Source organism: Bradyrhizobium sp. NBAIM03 (assembly GCF_020194055.1).
Taxonomy (GTDB): domain Bacteria; phylum Pseudomonadota; class Alphaproteobacteria; order Rhizobiales; family Xanthobacteraceae; genus Bradyrhizobium; species Bradyrhizobium yuanmingense.
Map to the genome: position 1 here is coordinate 137,797 of NZ_JADYVS010000004.1, position 20,490 is coordinate 158,286.

The 20,490-nt window shown below is 65.2% G+C and carries 19 protein-coding genes; 4 read left to right on the forward strand and 15 right to left on the reverse strand.

The annotated features are described in order from the left end of the window. Nucleotides 1-3: 3 nt before the first annotated feature. Both I6F21_RS07515 and I6F21_RS07520 read right to left on the reverse strand, forming a co-directional pair. Nucleotides 4-1,539, reverse strand: coding sequence for an ABC transporter substrate-binding protein (locus I6F21_RS07515; protein ID WP_109144553.1), 1,536 nt, complete (start codon nt 1,537-1,539; stop codon nt 4-6). A 130-nt stretch (nt 1,540-1,669) separates the two neighbouring features. Next, the gene (locus I6F21_RS07520; protein WP_225139628.1) at nt 1,670-2,866 is read right to left on the reverse strand and encodes a CoA transferase; all 1,197 of its coding nucleotides are present in this window, start codon (nt 2,864-2,866) and stop codon (nt 1,670-1,672) included. Between the two features lie 191 nt (nt 2,867-3,057). On the opposite strand from I6F21_RS07520, the gene glgA reads away from it, so the two are divergent. Then, nucleotides 3,058-4,473, forward strand: coding sequence for a glycogen synthase GlgA (glgA, locus tag I6F21_RS07525; RefSeq protein WP_225139629.1), 1,416 nt, complete (start codon nt 3,058-3,060; stop codon nt 4,471-4,473). 141 nt (nt 4,474-4,614) lie between these two features. Here glgA and I6F21_RS07530 read toward each other — a convergent pair whose 3' ends face one another. The 3 genes from I6F21_RS07530 to I6F21_RS07540 all read right to left on the reverse strand — a co-directional run bounded on the left by I6F21_RS07530 (nt 4,615) and on the right by I6F21_RS07540 (nt 7,681). Further along, nucleotides 4,615-5,562, reverse strand: coding sequence for an oxygenase MpaB family protein (locus I6F21_RS07530; RefSeq protein WP_225139630.1), 948 nt, complete (start codon nt 5,560-5,562; stop codon nt 4,615-4,617). Nucleotides 5,563-5,652: 90 nt separating this feature from the next. After that, complete coding sequence (locus tag I6F21_RS07535; protein ID WP_225139631.1) at nt 5,653-6,798, reverse strand: patatin-like phospholipase family protein; 1,146 nt, start codon at nt 6,796-6,798, stop codon at nt 5,653-5,655. A 58-nt stretch (nt 6,799-6,856) separates the two neighbouring features. After that, nucleotides 6,857-7,681 carry a 3-hydroxybutyrate dehydrogenase gene (locus I6F21_RS07540; protein WP_225139632.1) on the reverse strand — a complete coding sequence of 275 codons (825 nt, stop codon included), beginning with the start codon at nt 7,679-7,681 and terminating at the stop codon, nt 6,857-6,859. A 180-nt stretch (nt 7,682-7,861) separates the two neighbouring features. Here I6F21_RS07540 and I6F21_RS07545 point away from each other — a divergent pair, with 180 nt between their 5' ends. Further along, the gene (locus I6F21_RS07545) at nt 7,862-8,749 is read left to right on the forward strand and encodes a LysR family transcriptional regulator (protein WP_036004434.1); all 888 of its coding nucleotides are present in this window, start codon (nt 7,862-7,864) and stop codon (nt 8,747-8,749) included. A gap of 185 nt (nt 8,750-8,934) precedes the next feature. On the opposite strand, the gene I6F21_RS07550 is transcribed toward I6F21_RS07545, so the two are convergent. Then, nucleotides 8,935-9,651, reverse strand: coding sequence for a peroxiredoxin-like family protein (locus I6F21_RS07550; RefSeq protein WP_225139633.1), 717 nt, complete (start codon nt 9,649-9,651; stop codon nt 8,935-8,937). A gap of 273 nt (nt 9,652-9,924) precedes the next feature. Here I6F21_RS07550 and I6F21_RS07555 point away from each other — a divergent pair, with 273 nt between their 5' ends. Beyond that, nucleotides 9,925-10,404 (forward strand): cupin domain-containing protein, encoded by a 480-nt coding sequence (locus I6F21_RS07555; RefSeq protein WP_225139634.1) that lies wholly within the window; start codon nt 9,925-9,927, stop codon nt 10,402-10,404. Nucleotides 10,405-10,626: 222 nt separating this feature from the next. After that, nucleotides 10,627-11,829, forward strand: a complete 1,203-nt coding sequence (locus I6F21_RS07560; RefSeq protein ID WP_225139635.1) for an MFS transporter — start codon at nt 10,627-10,629, stop codon at nt 11,827-11,829. On the opposite strand, the gene ccoS is transcribed toward I6F21_RS07560, so the two are convergent. From ccoS to I6F21_RS07605, 9 genes are all read right to left on the reverse strand, one after another. Then, nucleotides 11,826-11,993 carry a cbb3-type cytochrome oxidase assembly protein CcoS gene (gene ccoS, locus I6F21_RS07565; protein ID WP_008550618.1) on the reverse strand — a complete coding sequence of 56 codons (168 nt, stop codon included), beginning with the start codon at nt 11,991-11,993 and terminating at the stop codon, nt 11,826-11,828. The two genes, I6F21_RS07560 and ccoS, sit on opposite strands and share 4 nt — an antisense overlap. Continuing rightward, a complete protein-coding gene (locus tag I6F21_RS07570; protein WP_225183002.1) occupies nt 11,993-14,182 on the reverse strand; it encodes a cation-translocating P-type ATPase in 2,190 nt (729 codons plus the stop codon). Before I6F21_RS07570 ends, ccoS begins: the two co-directional genes overlap by 1 nt. A gap of 11 nt (nt 14,183-14,193) precedes the next feature. Beyond that, nucleotides 14,194-14,679, reverse strand: a complete 486-nt coding sequence (locus I6F21_RS07575) for a FixH family protein (protein ID WP_057026793.1) — start codon at nt 14,677-14,679, stop codon at nt 14,194-14,196. Between the two features lie 15 nt (nt 14,680-14,694). Beyond that, nucleotides 14,695-16,161 (reverse strand): cytochrome c oxidase accessory protein CcoG, encoded by a 1,467-nt coding sequence (gene ccoG / locus I6F21_RS07580; protein ID WP_036037795.1) that lies wholly within the window; start codon nt 16,159-16,161, stop codon nt 14,695-14,697. A 121-nt stretch (nt 16,162-16,282) separates the two neighbouring features. Continuing rightward, nucleotides 16,283-17,158, reverse strand: coding sequence for a cytochrome-c oxidase, cbb3-type subunit III (ccoP, locus tag I6F21_RS07585; RefSeq protein WP_225127461.1), 876 nt, complete (start codon nt 17,156-17,158; stop codon nt 16,283-16,285). Nucleotides 17,159-17,164: 6 nt separating this feature from the next. Then, on the reverse strand, nt 17,165-17,329 hold the full coding sequence (locus I6F21_RS07590) for a cbb3-type cytochrome c oxidase subunit 3 (RefSeq protein ID WP_025034779.1): 165 nt from the start codon (nt 17,327-17,329) through the stop codon (nt 17,165-17,167). 13 nt (nt 17,330-17,342) lie between these two features. Further along, a complete protein-coding gene (gene ccoO, locus I6F21_RS07595; RefSeq protein ID WP_036004413.1) occupies nt 17,343-18,077 on the reverse strand; it encodes a cytochrome-c oxidase, cbb3-type subunit II in 735 nt (244 codons plus the stop codon). Between the two features lie 12 nt (nt 18,078-18,089). Then, nucleotides 18,090-19,739: a cytochrome-c oxidase, cbb3-type subunit I gene (gene ccoN, locus I6F21_RS07600; protein ID WP_225139637.1), complete on the reverse strand. Its 1,650-nt coding sequence runs from the start codon at nt 19,737-19,739 to the stop codon at nt 18,090-18,092. A 320-nt stretch (nt 19,740-20,059) separates the two neighbouring features. Further along, complete coding sequence (locus I6F21_RS07605) at nt 20,060-20,485, reverse strand: CBS domain-containing protein (RefSeq protein ID WP_197947488.1); 426 nt, start codon at nt 20,483-20,485, stop codon at nt 20,060-20,062. Nucleotides 20,486-20,490: the final 5 nt, after the last annotated feature.

The window sequence follows — 20,490 nt, forward strand, 5'->3', positions numbered from 1 at the left end:
CGGTCATTCCAGCCAGGTGGTCGAGACGTCGATCACGCCGTTGTAGATCTTCGGAAAGCCCTTCAGCTTGGCGCTGGACAGCGCGTAATAGGTATTCTGGAAGGTCCAGAACCAGATCGCCTCCTTGTTGATCAGACGGCTGATGGCGCAATAATCCTCGGTGCGCTGGCCGATGTCGGCGGTGACGCGCGCATGGTCCAGAAGCTTGTCGAGCTCGGGGTTCGCGTATCCGGCGAGCGCCAGCGGGCTGCCGCTGCGGAAATTCGCGTACATCTGCGGATCGGGATCGGCGAGATCGACGATGCGCCACGGCGTCAGCTGGAACTGCCGGGTGAAGGCGCGCGTCGGAATCGTGGCCTGGTCGACCTGCTCGATCTCCATGTTGGCGCCGACGCGCTTCCAGAATTGCTGCAGCACTTGGCCGACCATGCGGCCGCGCGGCGTCGCCGTCACCAGCATCTTGAACTCGACCGGCTTGCCGTACTCCTTGATCAGCGCCTTGGCCTTCTCAACGTCGAACGGCAGCGCCCCGTCGTCCTTGCACTTGACCCAGGAGCCGTCGCCGTAAGGATTGCTCGCGGGCCGGCTCAGGCCGTTGCTGATCGCTTGCGACATCTTGGGACGGTCGATCGCCATCACCAGGGCCTGCCGCACCCTCACGTCATCGAACGGCGCCACCTTGGTGTTGAAGGCGTAGACCTGCGCGCCCGAGCCCTTGTAGGTGTGCACGGTGAGCTTGGGGTCCTTCTGCGCCCTCATGATGTTGTCGGCGTCGTTCTCGTCATCCCAGATGATGTCGGCCTCGCCCGATTGCAGCGAGGCAAAGCGCGACTGCGCGTCGGGCAGCGGCTTCAGGACGATGCGGTCGAGATACGGGCGACCCTTGTCCCAGTAGTTCGGGTTCTTCTCCAGCACCATGCGGTCGCCGGCGGTCCATGATTTCAGGATGTACGGGCCGGTGCCGACGGGATTGCGGTTGTAATCGTCGCCCTTGGTCTTCCAGGCGGTCGGCGAATGGATGACGTTGTTCTGGCTCTGGATGGTGATCGTCGCCGGCAGGTTCACGGAAGGATCGGTGAGATTATAGACGATTGTGTATTCGTCCGGCGCCAGCACCTCCTTGACGTTGGTGATGTAGAAGGCGCAGCGGCACTTGTTGGCGGGGTCCTTCTGCCGGTCGAAATTCTCCTTGAAGGCCTGCGCATTGAACGGCGTGCCGTCGTGGAATTTGACGCCTTCGCGGAGCTTGAAGGTCCAGGTCTTGTAGTCCTCGGAATGGCTCCAGGACACCGCGAGCTTCGGCGCGGCCTCGCCCTTGTCATTCAGCGTCGTCAGCGTGTCGAAGATCGCGGCGGCAGCGGTGAAGGTCGAGGTGTCGTAGACGCCGACCTTGAGCGGATCGAAGCCTGCGATCTCCAGCTCCTGACCGACGGTGATGCTGCCGCCCGATTTCTGCGCCTGCGCTGGCGTAGCCAGTGCAAATGCCGCAACGAGGAAAATAGGCACGCGCCTGCGTGCCAAGGCCGCCGCGTTCGTCATGGTTCCTCCCGGGATCCCTCGTCCGATGTTTCGGATCGTGAATGACTCGGAGGCGAGCTTGGCGACAAATGCCCGTCTCGGCAAGAGGAACGAACGAGAGTTCGAACGCCGCATGTGGCGGCGATGAGACTCAGGATGTCGCGGCCGTTTTGCCTGGCGGAATTGCCGTACCGTCCGCAAGGCCGATCTCCTGGCGCAACGCGTCGGTGTGCTCCCCGAGCACGGACACGGTCTTGGCCGGCGCCGTGTCAGCCCCCGACATCCGAAACGGCAGGTTGAGCACCTGGAACGAGCCGCCCTCGTCCCGCACCTCGGAGAGTGCCTGGCGGTGCGCAAGCTGCGGATCGGCCAAGGCCTCGGACACGCTGCGATAGGCCGAGGCCGGCACGCCGGCAGCGCCAAGCACGCGCAAGCACGCATCGGTCGAAAGCTGCCGCGACCAGATTTCGACGCCGTCCATCAGCTCGGCCCAGTTCTCGCGGCGCGCGGCATAGGTGGCGAAACGCGGATCGGAGACCCAGTCCGGGCGGCCGATCACCCCCATCAGAGCCTGGAACGTCTTCTCGCTGGCGATCGTGATCATGACGTAGCCGCTTGCCGTCTCGGTCGGTCCGAACATCGGGCGTGGCGGCGGCGGCACCGCGAATTGCGAGCTCTGCAGCTCGGTCAGCGTCAGCGACAGCATGGTTTCCAGCATGGAGACGTCGATGTGCTGGCCGGCGCCCGTCACGCTGCGTTGATAGAGCGCCGACGCGATCGCGCCAAAACCATAGGTCCCGGTGACGACGTCGGCGTGGTAGATACCGCAATAGTCGGGACGGTTGCGGCCCGGCTGGTAGGCGAGATGGGCCATGTCATAGCCCGAAGCCGCGTGGATCACCGGGGCGTAGGCCGGCAGCTCGGCCGAAGGGCCGGTCTGGCCATAGCCCGAGATCGAGCAGTAGATCAGCCTCGGGTTGACCTGACGCAGGCTGTCGTAGTCGAGCCGAAGGCGGCGCATCACGCCGGGACGGAAGTTCTCGACCAGAATGTCCGACGTCGCGGCCAGCCGGCGCACCGCCTCCTTGCCGTCCTCGGACTTGAGGTCGAGTACCACGCTCTTCTTGCCGACATTGAGCTGGCCGAACGCGGTGCTGCAGCCGTTGCGGAGGGGAGGCCGGGTCCGCATCGTCTCGCCGCCATCGGTCTCGATCTTGATGACCTCGGCACCCATGTCGGCGAGCATCCGTGTACAATGGGGCCCGGCGATGGTGGTCGAAAAATCCAGCACCCGCAGGCCCGCGAAGGCCTTTGTCGTCGTCCCCTCATGCTTATCTGCTAGCTGCATGCCTGCCTGCGCCCTTGAACTCGTGGAACCATCGAAGATCTTTGTTGTTGATGCGGCGACCCTAGAGGGCGGCGGCTGAGTAGGAAAGTGTTTACCGAACAGACGTGCCGCGTGGGCGGGCTTTGGATTTCCAGCACAACTGGACCCGTTCTTGCATAGCAGCAAGCGGGGTCGAAAGAGGGCGGTTGTTCTTGAGGGTCTTGTTCGTCACCACGGAGATGGACGACTTCGTCCGCGTCGGCGGACTGGGCGCCGTTTCCGCCGCCCTCCCCCGCGCACTTCGCTCCTTCGCCGATATCCGGATCATGCTGCCCGGCTATCGCGACATCATCGAGCAACTCACGCATATTCAGGTCGTTGGCCGCTGTCCCGCATTCGCGGAGATGCCGGCCTGCTCGCTCGGCCGTGCCGCGACCAAGGACGGCCTGCCGGTCTATGTGCTGTTGTGCTCGCAGCTCTACGACCGACCCGGCAACCCCTATGGCGACGAGTTCGGGCGCGATTGGCCCGACAACGACATCCGCTTCGCGCGCTTCGCCTCGGCCGCCGCTGAGCTCGCCATGGGCAAGCTGGACAAGAATTGGGCAGCAGACCTGATCCATGCCAACGATTGGCAGGCCTCGCTGGTGCCGGCCTATCTGGCCTGGCAGGGCGCCAAGCTGCCGTCCATCCTGACCATCCATAACCTCGCCTATCAGGGCCTCTTCCCGAAGGACTCGCTGCGGCGGATCGGCGCACCGGAGAGCTCCTTCCACATCGATGGCGTCGAGTTCTACGATCAGGTCTCCTTCCTCAAGGCGGGCCTCGTCTACGCCTCGCACCTCACCACGGTCAGCGGCACCTATGCGCGGGAGATCACCACGGCCGAATTCGGCTGTGGCCTCGAGGGCCTGCTCCGCCTGCGCTCGGACGCCGCCGAGCTCACCGGCATCCTCAACGGCATCGACGAGAGCTGGGACCCGCGCTCCTGCGCCCAGCTCGCCCAGCAATTCGGCGCCGGCGACTGGGTCGGCAAGAAGGCGAATGCGGATTACGTCCGCAAGCAGTTCGGGCTGGCGGTCTCGCGCGGGCCGATGTTCGGCATCGTCGCGCGCCTCGTGCACCAGAAGGGGATCGACCTCGTGCTGTCGGCGGCGGACGAGATCGTCGATGCCGGCGGGCAGATCGTGGTCACCGGCTCCGGCGAGCCGGCGCTCGAGCAGGCCTTGATCGACGCGCACCGCCGCCGCCCCGACGCAATCGGGGTTGCGATCGGCTTCAACGAGGCCCAGGCGCGGCGCATCTTCGCCGGCAGCGACTTCACCTTGATGCCGTCGCGGTTCGAGCCGTGCGGGCTCAGCCAGATGTACGCCCAGCGCTTCGGCTCGCTGCCGATCGGTCACCAGACCGGCGGCCTCGCCGAGACCATCAGCGACGGCGAGACCGGCTTCCTGTTCTCGAGGCCGTCGCGCGAGTCCTTCCTCGGCGGCGTGCGACGGGCCTTCTCGGCCTTCATGGCCCACGATCAGCTCGACACCATGCGCCGCAGCGCCATGGGGCGCTCGTTCTCCTGGAGCATCTCGGCCGGCAGCTACAGCGCGCTGTACCGCAAGCTGGCGTCGGTGTGAGGCACCGCTGTCATTCCGGGGCGCGCCGTTTGGCGCGAGCCCGGAATCCATCGCTCCGCCGGAAATGCTGGGAGAAATGGATTCCGGGCTCGCGCTCCGCGCGCCCGGAATGACAAGCTGCAACGAGCTTGCCTCGAGTCCCTATTTCCCGCGCACATCCATCTGCGGACGGCCGATCCAGGCGCGATTAAGACACCGCGTCATCCAGTCGGGCCGCGCTTCGCCCCGCAGCCGCGCCTGCGCTTCCTGGTAGGGACCGACATAGCGCAGCCGGCCAGGCAATTTCGGATAGACGCGCCGGATCCACCGCAGCGCGTGATCGGCGGATCGGATCGCACGCGCGTCGAGCTCGAAGCCGAAGCCCGCGCGCAAGCGCTCGGGCAGCATGCTCGCGGAGAGCGCGCAATACCAGCGCGGCGGCCGCAGCCACGGGCGCGCGCCGCTGAATATCTGCGCGGCGATCTCGCGCGCCGCAGGGCCAACGGTTAGCGTCTCCGACTGCGCCATTGCCTTGGTGTAGGCGACGAAGCCGGACCAGTCCGCCGGCAAATCATCCCCCTTTAATCCGAAGAGGGCGCCGTACAGCCTGGCCTCGCTCCAATAGCGATCGCGCTCCTCCGCCGAGAGTGGCGGCAGCACCAGATCATGTGCCATGAGCGCGGTCTCGACCAGCGTGGCGTGGACCCAGCGCAGCGCGGGGATGTCGTTGGCGCAGTAGCGCGAGCCGGCCGCGAACGGCCCCACGGTCTCGGGCATCTCGCCGACGATCATGCTGTGACGCCGATGCAGCTGCCGGGACGACAGCAGCGCCCGGTCCAGCGAACCGAACACCATCGTAAAGACGATGTCGAAGGTGCGATGGAAGCGGCCGATCGGATCGGCAAGGGTGCGCGAATGCTCGGCGATCGCCGCCGCCACCCAGGGATGGGCCAGTTGCAGCAGCAGCGCACGGCCGGCGCCGAGAAAGAGCACGGCCTCCCGGTCGATCTGCCAGGTCAGTGAGGCCGGACCGAATACGCCCGCGACCGGTCCCGCCGCGTTGGCACGCAGCGTCTCGAGCGACTCCTCCAGATCTTTCTCAGCGACCAATTGCAAGCCTCGCGACGAAGATACGGCGACCATACTCCGGACCGCGCGCCTGCAAAATCGTCGTCGTGCGAGGCTATGACGGACAGAGCCTCACTCCGCCGCCATCGGCATCTCGTCCATATGCTCGTGCAGCACGACGCCGGCGAGCGGATCGAATTCGCCGACCCAGGGCTTGCGCGCCAGCACCGATTTCGTGTGCGCATAGCCGGCGTGCCAGCGCCGCGTGATCCCGGACGGACTGAAGTCGATATCCTTGGTATGGGTCTCGTGCTCGAGCTGCGGCGCCAGCAGCCGCACCACGTGCATGCGGGTCGGGCAGCCGTAGCTCGTCAGTTCCCTCACCGCGGGATCGTTGCGCTCGCTCTCGGGCAGCCGCGCCGCGAGCTGGTTAATGACGTGGCGCAGACGATGGGCCTGCTGCTGTCGCACGATCTGGCTGGCGATGCGGCTGGAATATTGCACGTCCTTGTGCCGGTTCAGCACCTCCGCCATCGTGGTCGGCTCCGGCCCGACCGGATTCCACAGATGCACGGAGAAGATCAGCGAGTTCCTGCGTGGATTGTCGTCGAACACGGCTTCGGTCGGCGTGTTCGACAGGATGCCGCCGTCCCAATAGAGCTCGCCGTCGATGCGCACGGCGGGGAAAGCCGGCGGCAGCGCGCCCGAAGCCATCACATGCTTCACCGTCAGCTCGCCGTCGCGGCTGTCGAAATAGCGCATTTCGCTGGTGCCGACATGAGCCGCACCGACCGTCAGACGCGGCGCGCAGCGGTTGGCGAGATCAAAATCGACGAGCTCGCTCAGCGTCTTCTCCAGCGGCGCGGTCGAATAATAGCCGGCGTGATCGGCGCCCAGCGGATAGGAATCGCCGGCATGGGCCAGCGGATTGGGCCGGAAGAAACCGGCAATGCCGTGGGTCACGGTCGACCAATAGGCCAGCTTCTCGTTGAAGCCGGGAAACGCGGTGCGCCAGTTCCAGACCGGCTGCTGCTCCATCCGCTTCCAGAACTCACGCAAGCGCGCGAGGCGGTGCTCGGGCGCGTTGCCGGCGATGAGGCTCGCATTGATCGCACCAATCGAGGTGCCGATGATCCAGTCCGGCTCGATGCCGGCTTCGTGCAAGGCCTGGTAGACCCCGGCCTGGTACGAGCCGAGCGCGCCGCCGCCCTGAAGCACGAGCACGACCTGACCCGGCAGGTCGAACTTCCTGTGCTGCGAATTGTCCTGCGTGCTCATGTCTCGCTCCTGGTGAGCTTGCGCCGTTCGAGTATTCGACTTGCTGCGCCGGCCCATGTCAATGCGCGGTCCAACCGCCGTCGACCGGCAGCGCAACGCCGGTGATCGAGGCCGCCGCGTCCGTCGACAGGAACACCGCGAGTGCGCCGAGCTCCTCGACCGCAACAAAGCGCTTGTTCGGCTGTTGCGCCAGCAGCACGTCGCGGATCACCTGATCGCGGGAGATGCCATGGGCCTTGGCCTGGCCGTCGATCTGCGCCTCGACCAGCGGCGTATGGACATAACCAGGGCAGATTGCGTTGCAGGTGATGCCCTGCTCCGCCGTCTCCAGCGCCGTCACCTTGGTGAGGCCGACGATGCCATGCTTGGCGGTGACATAGGCTGCCTTGAACGGCGAACCGACCAGGCCGTGCGTGGAGGCAATGTTGATGATCCGGCCGAAACCGTTCTGCCGCATTGCCGGCAAGGCGAGCCGCGTGGTGTGGAAGGCCGAGGACAGGTTGATTGCGAGGATCTGGTCCCACTTCTCGACCGCAAACTGGTCGAGCGGCGCGACATGCTGGATGCCGGCGTTGTTGACCAGGATGTCCAGCCGGCCGGATTGGGCCACCGTTGCCGCGATCATCTCGGCGATCGATTTCGGCCTCGTCATGTCCGCCGGCGAATAGCTGGCCTTGACGCCGAACTCGGCGGCGATCTGCTCGCGCGTTCGGCCGATCTCGCTGGCGACACCAAGGCCATTGAGCACGATGTCGGCGCCCGAGGCGGCGAGGGCCCGCGCGATACCGAGACCGATGCCGCTGGTCGACCCGGTGACAAGCGCCACCTTGCCGGCAAGCACGCGTGATGAAGCGGACGTCTGCGTCTTGATGGGAATATTCATGATCCAGACCTCTTCTCAGCGCGACACCGCGCCAGGCTGGAGCGAAATGTGCGGGATCTCCGGGATTTGCGGAAATGCCGGTTGGCTTCCGAGTCGATACGTCCGCGCTATCGCAGGCGGGATGTCATTTTTCGCCCTGATCGGCTAGATTTCCGGTCGATTTTTGCTGGGAGCCGATCCATGGAAATGCACCAGGTCCGCTATTTCCTCGCGGTGGCGCAGCTCTTGAACTTCACGCGCGCGGCCGAGGAATGCAACGTCACGCAGCCCTCGCTGACGCGCGCGATCAAGCAGCTCGAGGCCGAGCTGGGCGGCGACCTGTTCCGCCGCGAACGCCCCGCCGCGCAATTGACTGAGCTCGGCCAGCGCATGCATCCACTCCTGAAGCAGTGCTATGACGCGGCCATCGGCGCGCGCTCGCTCGCCTCCTCGTTCAGGAGCGGAGAGATCGGTGCGCTCCGCATTGCGCTGACGCATTCGATCGACCTCGCTTTGCTGATTCCGCATCTCAACGAGATCAAGCGGCAGTTCAACCGGCTCGAATTCCGCTTTCTGCGCGGCTCGGGCCGGGAGGTCGGCGACTTCCTGAAGAAGGGCGAAGCCGAGCTCGGCATTGCTGCCGAGATCGACGAGGCCTGGGACCGGCTGGATGTCTGGCCGCTGTTCACCGAGAGCTTCGAGCTCGTCGTCGGCGACGGGCATCGGCTGGCCGGCCGCAGCTCGGTCGAACTGGACGATCTGCGGTCGGAGCTGCTGCTGAGCCGAACTTTCTGCGAGCACGCGCGCCGCATCTCCGCGAGCCTGCGCGAGCACGGCATCGACATCGAACAGGGGCATGAGGTCTCGAACGAGCGCGACTTGATCGAGTTGGTCGAGGCCGAGATGGGCATCGCCATGGTGCCGCACACCTCGCCAGTGCCGGAGCGGCTGACGCGCGCCGCGGTCACGGGGCTGGACGCCCGCCGCACCGTCAATCTCTATGGGGTCGCCGGCCGGCAACGCACCGCCGTGGGCAACGCCGTGATGCGCATGCTACGCGGCGCCGACTGGCGCGAGATCGCGGGGTAGTCTTTACAGTGTCGACCGCCCTTCCCCTCTCCCCCTGTGGGAGAGGGTGGCTCGCCGCATAGCGGCGAGACGGGTGAGGGGTATCTCTCCGCGACTCCAATCCTCATTTGTGATTGCGGAGGCAACCCCTCATCCGGCGCTTCGCGCCACCTTCTCCCACAAGGGGAGAAGGAAGAAAGCGTAGCTCAATTCTCCCGGCTCGTGCGCTCCAGCGCTTCGATCAGATCGTCGATCTCCATGCGCTTGCGGAAATCCGGATCGACGAAGCGGGCCTTCACGATGCCGTCGCGTCCGACCACGAACACGGCCGGGATCGGCAGCATCCAGCCGTCATTGCCGTGGAATTTCGCCATGTCCTGATAGGACAGCAATTGCTGGATCTCGGCACCTAACCAGATCGCGAGGTCGAGCGACAGCGCATAGCCGTTGTCGAGATCCGTCAGGACCGGAAACGGCGCGCCGGATTCGGCCTTGAGCTGCCCGGTATATTCCTGCGTCTCCGGCACGATCGCGACGACCTGCGCCCCCATCGCCTTGATGCGGTCCAGCGCCTGGACCACGGCGCGGACATTGAGCCGGCAATAGGGACACCAATGGCCGCGGAAGAACATCACCGCGACGGGGCCTCCCTCCAGCAGCGAGGGCAGCGACACGAGACGGCCACCCTCGTCGGGCAGCATGAACGGCGGCATCGGGTCGCCCGGCCGCGGCGCGGTCTCGCCGCCGCCGTTGTCGCTCAATCGCGCGACCAGGCGATCGACCGCCTCGCCATAGGCCGGAAAGACCTCGCGGCTGGCATCTGCATAGGCGCGGAGCTGTTCGTTCAGCGTGCTGTCCATGTCGCGGCAGCGCTGGAACGCGAGCCTGAGCTGTTCGGCATCGGCTGGCGAGAGAGACGTCATCTTCCTGCTCCGGCTTCCTTGCGGGCGAATATTAGTTTCCCGGTTCGCCCGCCCGCAAGGGGCGACCGCAATCGGGCGTGCTGGCATCGGACGCCGGATGCTGCGAAAGCGGAAATGCCGATGCCCAATCGGTTCGATAGCTGCCGCCTATCGGCATAGCGCGGGGCTATCGCATCGAAAGCAAGCCGGCATTTCAACATGGAAAAGGTCTCGACGAAGCTCCTGCCATAGCCCGCGGCCGACAGGGCTCGCGGCCAACAGAGGAGACTTTCCATGTCTAGCCATCTCACAATGTCGCGCGTGGTTTGGACAGGCGTTGCCGTTCTCGGCGCGCTGACATTTGCGACGCCGGTTTTCGCCGGCGAATGTCCGGCCGGCAAGACCAAGCCGAATGCGCAGCCGATGGTCGACTACAAGCCTGTCGGCGTCACCGACGTGACGCTCGGCGCGATCGATCTCGGCAAGCAGCCCGCCCGTATTGAGGGCCGCGAGCTGCGCTTCCGCAAGCTGACCATCGAGCCCGGCGGCATCGTGCCCTGGCACAGCCATGAGGACCGTCCGGCCCTGATCTTCGTGCAGCAGGGCGAGATCGTCGAATACGCCTCCAACTGCGTCGACCCGATCGTGCACAAGGCCGGCGACATCCGCCCCGAAGTCCACGGCACCTCGCACTGGTGGAAGAACCTCGGCAAGGAGACCGTCATTCTCTATGTCGGCGACGTCCGCAAGGATCCCAACGACCGCCATATGTAATTCCGTGCGGCCATCCTTCGAGACGCCCGCTTCAGGCGGGCTCCTCAGGATGAGGACGGAGTGTGCGGCAGCAGCCTCGGCGGCCACGATGTCGCTTAGCCTCATCCTGAGGAGACCGCCACCGGGTCGGCGCAGAGCGCGGCCCGATGACAGGCTCCGCGGTCGTCTCGAAGGACGAGGCGCGCGCTCGGGGCATGCCGGGGCATGAGGGAGCGCAACGACATGACCGATCTTTCCGCATCGATCAAACCGATCGCGACGACGATGAATGCGCATTCCCCTGGCTTCGCGTTTCGCTCGCTCGTGATCGGCCTCACCGCATTCCTGACGGTCGTCGATCTCTTCGCGACGCAGGCGATCCTGCCCTCGCTGACACGGCACTACGGCGTCACACCCGCGGCAATGGGCTTTGCCGTCAATGCCAGCACCTTCGGCATGGCCGCAGCCAGCCTCGTCGTCGGCTTCTTCAGCCCGCGCATCGACCGGCGAACGGGCATCCTGCTCAGCCTGGCCCTGCTTGCGGTCCCCACCAGCCTGCTAGCTGTCGCGCCCACTCTTGCCGTCTTCACCGCGTTGCGGGTCGCGCAGGGCCTGTGCATGGCGTCCGCCTTCGCGCTCACCCTCGCCTATCTCGGCGAGCAATGCAGCGCCATGGACGCCGGCGGCGCCTTTGCCGCCTACATCACCGGCAATGTCGCCAGCAATCTCGTCGGCCGGCTGATCTCGGCCGCATTGGCCGATGGCCTCGGCCTCGCCTGGAACTTCTACTTCTTCGCGGCGCTCAATCTTGCCGGCGCGGCGCTGGTCTATCTCACCGTCAACCGCGTGCCGCCGATGCATGCGATGACGCCGGCGGCTTCGCCGCTCGCCGCCACCATCGCGCATTGGCGCAATCCGCAGCTGCGCGCCTCTTTCGGCATCGGCTTCTGCATCCTGTTCGCCTTCATCGGCACCTTCACCTACGTCAATTTCGTGCTGGTGCAGCCGCCGCTGTCGCTCGGCATGATGGATCTCGGCCTCGTCTATTTCGTCTTCCTGCCGTCGATCGTCACGACGCTTCTGGCCGGCAGGGTGGCGGCGCGGCTGGGAACGCGGCCCACGATCTGGGGCGCGCTCGCTGTTGCCGGGCTCGGCCTGCCCTTGATGCTGTCGCCGCGTCTGGGCGAAGTGCTCGCCGGCATGGTCCTGGTCGGGGTCGGCACATTCTTCGCACAGGCCGCCGCGACGGGTTTCGTCGGACAGGCCGCAGCCGACAATCGCGGCATCGCCAGCGGGACCTATCTTACGTGTTACTTCTGCGGCGGACTGGTCGGCACCGCCGTGCTCGGGCGCCTGTTCGACGCTTTCGGATGGCAGGCGTGCGTATTCGGCATGGGCGCGGCGCTCGCTGCCGCAGCCCTGCTTACATTCGCCCTGAAACGCTAGCGCTTGGCCGGCGCTTCCTGCGGCGGCTCGTCGTCGGCGATCGCGCGCCAGGCGGCGCCGTCGAGATCGTCGTACTGGCCGCTCCTGAGCGACCACAGGAAAGCGACGAGACCGGCACCTCCGAGCATCAATGCCAGCGGGACCAGGATGACCAGTATCTCCATTACACGATCTCCCGCGAGGCGCTGCGGGCGCGCAGCGAGTTCAGCATCACCAGGATCGACGATCCGCTCATGGCGGCAGCCGCGATCAGGGGCGTCACGACGCCGCTGATCGCAACCGGCACCGCGAGCACATTGTAGCCGATCGCAAGCCAGAGGTTCTGCCGCATCAAATGCAGCGCCTTGCGCGAGGCGTCGATGGCGGCGACGACGGGAGCCAGCGGCCGGCCGAGGAAGACGAGATCGGCGGTGGCCTGGCTGAGATGCGCGGCCGAGATCGGCGACATCGAGACATGGGCCGCCGCGAGCGATGGCGCATCGTTCATGCCGTCGCCGACCATCAGCACTTTCGCACCGCGCCGTTTCAGCTCCTCGATCCGCGCGATCTTGTCGGCCGGGGTGACGCCGGCGCGCCACTCGGGGATGTCGAGCGATTGGGCCGCGGCCTTCACGGCCGGCTCGCGATCGCCGGACAGGATCTCGATGCCGATGTTGCGCGCCTTCAGAGCCGCGATCACCGCCTTGGCATCGGGTCGCAGGCCCTGGCGAACCGAGAGGATGAATTTTTCGCTGCCCTTGCTGAACGCGACGATGGAAGCTTCGGGATCGACCAAGGCGCTGCCGACCAGCGCCTCGGCACCGCAGAAGGAGGGACGGCCGAGGCGAAGCTCGAGGCCGTCGACGGTCGCACGGACACCCTGCCCGGCCTCCTCCACCGCACTGAGGATCGGAGACTTCGCACCGGCAGCTTGCGCGACGGCGGCAGCCACCGGGTGATGGCTCGACAGTGCGAGCCGGCCGGCGAGTTCGAAGACATCGGCGGGAATGTCGGCGGCATTCATCACTTCGAGCTCGGGCAGCGTCAGCGTGCCGGTCTTGTCAAAGATCACATGGTCGGCTTCAGCCAGCCGCTCGATCGCATCGCCCGCATTGAGCAGCACACCGGCCTTGAACATCGCGCCCGAGGCCACCGTCTGCACCGTCGGGATCGCAAGCCCTAGGGCGCAGGGACAGGTGATGATCAGCACGGCGACGCCGGTCACGATCGCATCGTGCCAGCTCGCACCGGCGAGGACCCATCCGAGAATGGTCAGGAGCGCGGTCGCATGCACCACCGGCGCATAGAGCCGCGAGGCCCGGTCGGCAAGGCGCATGTAGCGCGAGCGCGCCTGGAGCGCGTTGTCGAGCAGCCGCGTGATCTCGGCGAGCAGCGTCGCCTCGGAGGCGGCCGAGACTCGCACCCGCAAGCTGCCGAAGATGTTCATCGATCCCGCATAGACCGGCGTGCCCTGCTCGGCCGTGACATAGAGCGTCTCGCCGGTGATCAGGCTCTGGTCGATCTCGGAACGCCCTTCGATCACGGTGCCGTCGACCGCGCAGCGCTCGCCGGGCCGGAGCAGCACGATGTCGCCCGGATTGATCGCCGCCACCGGCACCTGCGAGATCTCGTCAGGCCCGATGAACTTCGCGGCCGTCTCAGCCTTCAGCGCGGCGAGATTGCCGGCGACCGCGCGGGTCCGCCGCCGGATGTTCTGGTCGAGGAAGCGGCCGACCAGGAGGAAGGTCAGCAGCATGATCGCGGCGTCGAAATAGGCATGCTCGGCGTGGTGGATGGTCTCGACCACGGACATGCCGAGCGCCAGGATCACGCCGATCGAAATCGGCACGTCCATGTTGGTGGTCTTGGCCGACAGAGCGCGCCAGGCCGAGCGGAAGAACGGCTGGCCGGCATAGGCCGCCGCCGGCAGAGCGATCAGCGCCGACAGCCAGTGGAAGAAGTCGCGCTGCTCCGGCAGCATGTCCGAGACGTTGCCGGACCACACCGGGATCGACAGCATCATCACGTTCATGGTGGCGAACGCGGCGACCCCGAGGCAGCGCAGCAGGAAGCGGGATTCGGCGACCTCGGCCGCTTCCGCGCTCTCGGTCTCGAACGGATAGGCCTTGTAGCCGAGCTCCTCGAGCCGATCGATGAAGCGGCCGGGGTCGAGCGTACCCGCCTTCCATTCCAGCGCAACGCGGCGGTCGGTGAGGTTGACGCGGGCCAGAGTGACGTCGGGGATGGCCGAGAGCCCGCGCTCGATCTTGGCCATGCAGCCGGCGCAGTGAACGCCCTCGACGGCGAGATCGATGTGCCGGAGGCCCTCGCCCGCATCGCGGACGTAATGAGAGAAATCGCGCGTGACCTGCATGACGGAATCCTTCAGTTCAGGATCACGCGGTTGCGCGACATGAACACGCGCGTCCCCCGCGCCTCGCCCTCGATCACCAGGTCCCATTGGCCCGGCGCGACGGACGCCGCATTGCCGCGATAGAGGCCGATGCCGGCTTCGCTGAGCTCGACGGCGAGGTCGGCGCGCTTGTCGGTCGGCCGCTCCAGCCGGCCGCCGAACTTCAGCCCGGAGATCGGCTGGCCGCCGGCGTCGCGGGCCTCGACCTGGACCGAGGCGCCGCCGTCGTTGCGGCGCTCGACATGGGCGTTGACCTTCCACTTCCGCGCGGCCTGGTCCTGCGCCGCCGAGATCTCGCGATCGTAGACGAGGCCCGCGGCATAGGGGCTGTCGACGTCGGTGCCGGGCAGCGTTGCGATGGCGAGCTTCATCATGGTGGCGTTGACGCCGATAACGAGGCCGAAGAAAGCGACCAGCATCAGGAAGACCTTGGTTCCGGTCAGCGGCTTGGATGACATGGTGGTCTCCTGATCTTACGGCGCGACAAAATTGTCGGTGGCACTCGCGGCGACACCGAGCCCGATGTCCATGACGTGGAAGCGGACCGGAATCGATTTCTCCGGATTGTTTTCGGCCGGCGCGGTGACCAGCAGCCGCAGCTCGCTGGTCGCATCGCGCGGGATCACGATGATCGGACGGTCCGGCGTGACCGAATCGATGCCGACGACGTGCATCGTGGGGTTCACGGGCCCCTCGACGTCGATCGCGATGACGCGGTCGTAGCCGCTCTTGTTCAGCAGCCGCACCGTATAGGCGTTGCGGATCGAGCCGTCGCTCAGCTTGACCGCGACCGGGTTGCGGTCGTGCAGCACGTTGACGTCGAGCAGGCTGCGGGTCGCCAGCGTATAGATCATGAAGCCGCCGACGGCCGCGATAATGGCACTATAGACGACGGTGCGAGGCCGGACGATCCGGTAGATCGGCGCCTTGCCTTCCTGGCGGCGATGGATGTTGATGTCGTTGTCGTAGCCGATCAGCCGCTTCGGCCGGCCGATCTTTGTCATCACGTTGTCGCATGCGTCGATGCAGAGGCCGCACTGGATGCATTCCATCTGCGGCCCGTTGCGGATGTCGATGCCGGTCGGGCAGACCGCGACGCATTGGTAGCAGTCGACGCAATCGCCGACCTGCTGGCCGAGGGCGCGCAGCTCGGCGGCCTTTTTCACCGAGGTGCGCTTCTCGCCGCGGTCATAGCGATAGGTGACGTTGAGCGCCCATTCGTCGGTGAGTGCGGCCTGAATGCGCGGCCACGGACACATATAGGTGCAGACCTGCTCGCGCATGAAGCCGGCGAGCAGATAGGTCGTCGCGGTGAGGATGCCGATCCAGATATAGGCGAGCATCGGCCCCTGGAAGGTGACGAGCTCCTTCACCAGGGTCGGCGCGTCGTTGAAATAGAGCACCCAGGCGCCGCCGGTCCACCAGGCGATCATGAGCCAGATCGAATGCTTGAGCACGATCTCGGAGATGCGCTCCAGCTTCATCGGATCGGACGATTTGTCCTTCTTCATCCGCTCGCGCCGGTCGCCCTCGATCAGGCGTTCGACCGCGTAGAACAGGTCGGTCCACACCGTCTGCGGACAGAGATAGCCGCACCAGATCCGCCCGCCGATGGAGTTCATCAGGAACAGCGCCACCGCGGCGACGATCAACAGGCCCGTGAAGTAATAGACCTCCTGCGGCCACAGCTCGATGAAGAAGAAATAGAAGCGGCTGTTGGGAAGATCGATCAGCACCGCCTGGCTCGGCGCGCCGAGACCGCGATTCCAGCGCACGAAGGGCAGGAAGTAGTAGACGCCGAGGCAGAATGCCATCAGGCCCCATTTGATCCGGCGGAAAGTACCGGAGACGCTCTGGGGATAGACCTTCTTGCGGGCCGCATAGAGCGGCCCGACGTCGTCCGCGGGCTTCAGTTCGTTCGGATTGACGGTCTTGTTCATCGCCTCGAGCTTCTTCAAAGGTGCGATTAAACCTAGACCCGGCACCGCCGCGCAGGTTGATCCAACGCAAACGGGGGCGCTTTTCTTCGCCCCCGCCGGAAGTCGTCGCTCGCGGATCGGCCTATTTGCCGCCGCCGAGCGAGTGGACGTAGACCGCCATCGCCTTGATGGTGGCGGGATCGAGCCGGCCTTCCCAGGCCGGCATCACGCCGGCGCGGCCCTGGCCGATGGTCTCGATCAGGCTCGCCTCGTCGGAGCCGTAGAGCCAGATCTTGTCGGTCAGATCAGGTGCGCCCATCTCCTGGTTGCCCTTGCCGGCGTCGCCGTGGCAGGCGGCGCAATTCTCCGCGAAGATCTTCTGGCCCTTGGGGGCGTCATAGCCGTTGCGGGTCGACAGGCCCGACAGCGACCGCACGTAATTGGCGGCGGTGACGATCTCGTCGCCCTTCAGCACGCCATCCTTGCCGAAGGCGAGCATCTGCCCCTCATGGGTCTTGGCATGGCCCGACCGCACGCCGAACTGGATGGTCTGCATGATCTGGTCGAGCGAGCCGCCCCACAGCCATTCGTCATCGTTCAGGTTGGGATAGCCCTTGGACCCCGTCGCACCCGTGCCGTGGCACGGCGCGCAATTGTCGCCGAACACCGTCTTGCCCTTGGCGCGCGCAAGCGCCAGCAGAGCCGGATCCTTCTGGATGTCGGCGAGCGAGGCCGAGCCCAGCGCCGCCATCTTGTCACCCCGGATCTTCTCGAGGTTGGCGAGCTCGACCGCGACGTCGGCGCGCGAGGAGTAACCGAACAGGCCGGTGGTGTTGCTTTGGATCAGCGGCCAGGCCGGATAGACGATCCAGTAGCCGATCGACCAGACGATGGTGAGATAGAAGGTGATCACCCACCACCGCGGCAGCGGCGTGTTGAGCTCCTTGATGCCGTCCCACTCGTGTCCGGTCGTGGACTTGCCGGAGACGGAATCGATGTCGCTAGAATGATCGGTCATGGTTTCTCACTCCTCCCGCAAGGGCAGGTGCGCTGCCTTGTCGAACGCAGCCTTGTTACGGGGCCAAAATGCGTAGGCGATGATCGCGAGAAAGATCGCGACGAACACCGGTGTCCAGATCGTCGTCACGAGATCGGACGCAAGATTATGGACGGTCAGGATGGCTTTCATCGTTCATGCCTTCTCAGCGAAGATTGGCTTTCTCGTTGTAGATCTTGAAGTCGACCAGCGTGCCGAGCATCTGCAGGTACGCGACCAGCGCGTCCATCTCGGTCGGCGTGCCGGTCTTGCCGTCGAAATTGCGTACGACGGCCTTGGCGTAGCGCTTGGTGAAGGCGTCGGTGCCGGCATTGTCCGGATCGGCCTGGGCCTTCAGGTCGGCGGCGGCATTGGCGAGTTGCTCGTCGCTATAGGGGACGCCGACGGTCCTGAGGGTGCGCATGTCGCCGGCGATCGCATCCGGGTCGATCTCGGCCTTGCTGAGAAACGGATAGCCGGGCATCACGGACTGCGGCACGATCGCGCGCGGGTTGGCCAGATGGGTGACGTGCCACTCGTCGGAATATTTGGCGCCGACACGGGCGAGATCCGGGCCTGTGCGCTTGGAGCCCCACTGGAACGGGTGATCGTACATGCTCTCGGCGGCGAGCGAGAAATGGCCGTAGCGCTCGACCTCGTCGCGCAAGGGCCGGACCATCTGCGAATGGCAGAGATAGCAGCCCTCGCGGACATAGACATTGCGCCCCGCCAGCTCCAGCGGCGTGTAGGGCCTGACCCCATCGACCTTCTCGATCGTGCTCTTGAGGTAGAACAGCGGAGTGATCTCAACGAGACCGCCGATCGCAACCACGAGGAGGATACCGACGACCAGGATGATCGAGTTCTTTTCGAAGATTTGGTGGCGTGTCCAGAACGACATTGCTTGAGCTCCTCATTCCGCCGGCTGAAGAGCGACGGGCATCTGGACTTCCTGTTCGCCGACGCGAACCGTCATCCAGAGATTGTAGGCCATGATCAGCGAGCCGATCAGGAACAGGCCGCCGCCTGCGGCGCGGATGATGTAGAAGGGATGCATCGCCTCGACGGTCTCGATGAAGGAATATTCGAGGAAGCCGAGCGAGGTGTAGGCACGCCACATCAGGCCTTGCAGGATGCCGGACACCCACATCGCCGAGATGTAGAGAACGATGCCGAGGGTGGCGACCCAGAAGTGCCAGTTGACGAGCTTGAGGCTGTAGAGGCTCTTGCGGTTCCAGGCCCACGGCACCAGGCAGTACAGCGCGCCGAAGGAGACGAAGCCGACCCAGCCGAGCGCGCCGGAATGCACGTGGCCGATGGTCCAGTCGGTGTAGTGGCTGAGCGAATTGACCACCTTGATCGACATCATCGGGCCTTCGAAGGTCGACATGCCGTAGAAGGCGACGGAGACCACGAGCATGCGCAGCACGGGATCGGTGCGCAGCTTGTCCCAGGCACCCGACAGCGTCATCAGGCCGTTGATCATGCCGCCCCAGGAGGGCATCCACAGCATGATCGAGAAGGTCATGCCGAGCGTCTGCGTCCAGTCCGGCAGCGCCGTGTAGTGCAGATGGTGGGGACCTGCCCAGATGTAGAGGAAGATCAGCGCCCAGAAGTGGATGATCGAGAGCCGGTAGGAATAGATCGGCCGCTCGGCGCGCTTCGGGATGAAGTAGTACATGATGGCGAGGAAGCCGGCGGTCAGGAAGAAGCCGACCGCGTTGTGGCCGTACCACCACTGGAACATGGCGTCCTGGATGCCGCCCCAGGCGACGTAGGACTTCGAACCGAACACCGAAACGGGCAGCGCCGGGTTGTTGCCGAGATGCAGCACCGCGATCGTCACGATGAAGGCGAGATAGAACCAGTTCGCAACGAAGATGTGCGGCTCCTTGCGCTTGAAGATGGTGGCAAGGAAGACGAGCAGATAGACGACCCAGACGATGGTCAGCCACAGATCGGCGTACCATTCCGGCTCGGCATATTCCTTCGACTGGGTGACGCCGAGCAGATAGCCGGTGCCGGCGATCAGGATGAAGAAGTTGTAGCCGAGCACGACGAACCACGGCGCGAGGTCACCGGCAAGGCGCGCGCGGCAGGACTTCTGCACCACGTAGAAAGAGGTCGCGATCAACACGTTGCCGCCGAAGGCGAAGATCACGGCGGAGGTGTGCAGCGGACGCAGGCGGCCGAAGCTGATCCAGGGCAGATCGAAGTTCAGCGCGGGCCAGGCCAGCTGCGAGGCGATGATGAGGCCGACGAGGAATCCGGCAATGCCCCAGAACATCGCCATGAAGGCCGAGAACTTGATCGGCCCCATGCTGTAGTTCGGGCGGCCGTTGATCTCCTGGGCCGGCAGCGCCGCCGGCCGCTCGAAGTAGCGGTTGACGATGAAGAACACCGCAGCGAGACTCGCCGCCGCGCTGAGCGCAGCGTGGAACGCGAAGGGCGCATCGAGCGCCTTGGCCGAGGCGATCACGCAGAGGAAAGCGGTGACTGCGAATACGACAGCCAAGCCGCTTTCACCGATGGTCATGGATTTTGAGATGGAGGGCTGGCTCATGCGGATTCTCTCTGAAAGAACACGCTGCCAGAAACCACATCCACCCTCGCGGCGAATTGATTGAAATCAAGATAGATGGATTTCTGTTAATGTGAGCCGATGCAGTGCCAGTTGAAATGCCCTCTCCCCTTGTGGGAGAGGGCAGCGAGAAGGTGCGGCAAACTCACTTGGGTGAGGGGTTGGTTCCGCACGAAAAGTTTTTCCGTTGAAGCGGACCCCTCATCCGGCGCTTCGCGCCACCTTCTCCCGCAAGGGGAGAAGGGAAGAAAGATAGATAACCTCCGTGAAATCACGGAGGTTGGAACAGAAGGATCCAGACGTCACTCCCGCGCCGTCGCCTTGAGCGCCGCGATGACGTCCTCGCGCGCGATGATGCCGACCAGCTTCTGTGTGCCGTCCAGCACGATGATGCTCCTGATGCGGTGCTCGACCATGATCTGGAGCACGCGCGTCAGCCGCGTGTCGGGGCTGACATAGATGAACTCGGGCGTCATGACGTCGCCGATCTTGCGGCTCATCAGGTCGTCGTAGCGCGGCAACATCTGGCTCGGCGTAAAGGCGAAGCACTTCAGGATGTCGAACTTGGTCACGATGCCGACCACCTGCCCGTCGTCTTCGACCGGATAGGAATTGAAATCGTCGGTCTCGAACATCTCGCTGAGCTGGAACAAATCGAGGTCGCGCTGCACCGTCTTGACGTTGCGCGTCATGTAGCCGTCGACGGTCTGTTCAAGAAATTGGTACACGGCGC

Excerpts from the sequence above, each read along its gene's own strand:
- I6F21_RS07520 (WP_225139628.1), bottom strand. The coding sequence starts at position 2,866 with ATGCAGCTAGCAGATAAGCATGAGGGGACGACGACAAAGGCCTTCGCG.
- I6F21_RS07555 (WP_225139634.1), top strand. The coding sequence starts at position 9,925 with ATGTCTAGCCATCTCACAATGTCGCGCGTGGTTTGGACAGGCGTTGCC.
- I6F21_RS07550 (WP_225139633.1), bottom strand. The coding sequence starts at position 9,651 with ATGACGTCTCTCTCGCCAGCCGATGCCGAACAGCTCAGGCTCGCGTTC.
- I6F21_RS07515 (WP_109144553.1), bottom strand. The coding sequence starts at position 1,539 with ATGACGAACGCGGCGGCCTTGGCACGCAGGCGCGTGCCTATTTTCCTC.
- ccoO (WP_036004413.1), bottom strand. The coding sequence starts at position 18,077 with ATGTCGTTCTGGACACGCCACCAAATCTTCGAAAAGAACTCGATCATC.
- ccoG (WP_036037795.1), bottom strand. The coding sequence starts at position 16,161 with ATGAACAAGACCGTCAATCCGAACGAACTGAAGCCCGCGGACGACGTC.
- I6F21_RS07575 (WP_057026793.1), bottom strand. The coding sequence starts at position 14,679 with ATGTCATCCAAGCCGCTGACCGGAACCAAGGTCTTCCTGATGCTGGTC.
- I6F21_RS07560 (WP_225139635.1), top strand. The coding sequence starts at position 10,627 with ATGACCGATCTTTCCGCATCGATCAAACCGATCGCGACGACGATGAAT.
- ccoP (WP_225127461.1), bottom strand. The coding sequence starts at position 17,158 with ATGACCGATCATTCTAGCGACATCGATTCCGTCTCCGGCAAGTCCACG.
- I6F21_RS07545 (WP_036004434.1), top strand. The coding sequence starts at position 7,862 with ATGGAAATGCACCAGGTCCGCTATTTCCTCGCGGTGGCGCAGCTCTTG.
- I6F21_RS07535 (WP_225139631.1), bottom strand. The coding sequence starts at position 6,798 with ATGAGCACGCAGGACAATTCGCAGCACAGGAAGTTCGACCTGCCGGGT.
- I6F21_RS07590 (WP_025034779.1), bottom strand. The coding sequence starts at position 17,329 with ATGAAAGCCATCCTGACCGTCCATAATCTTGCGTCCGATCTCGTGACG.
- I6F21_RS07540 (WP_225139632.1), bottom strand. The coding sequence starts at position 7,681 with ATGAATATTCCCATCAAGACGCAGACGTCCGCTTCATCACGCGTGCTT.
- ccoS (WP_008550618.1), bottom strand. The coding sequence starts at position 11,993 with ATGGAGATACTGGTCATCCTGGTCCCGCTGGCATTGATGCTCGGAGGT.
- ccoN (WP_225139637.1), bottom strand. The coding sequence starts at position 19,739 with ATGAGCCAGCCCTCCATCTCAAAATCCATGACCATCGGTGAAAGCGGC.
- I6F21_RS07570 (WP_225183002.1), bottom strand. The coding sequence starts at position 14,182 with ATGCAGGTCACGCGCGATTTCTCTCATTACGTCCGCGATGCGGGCGAG.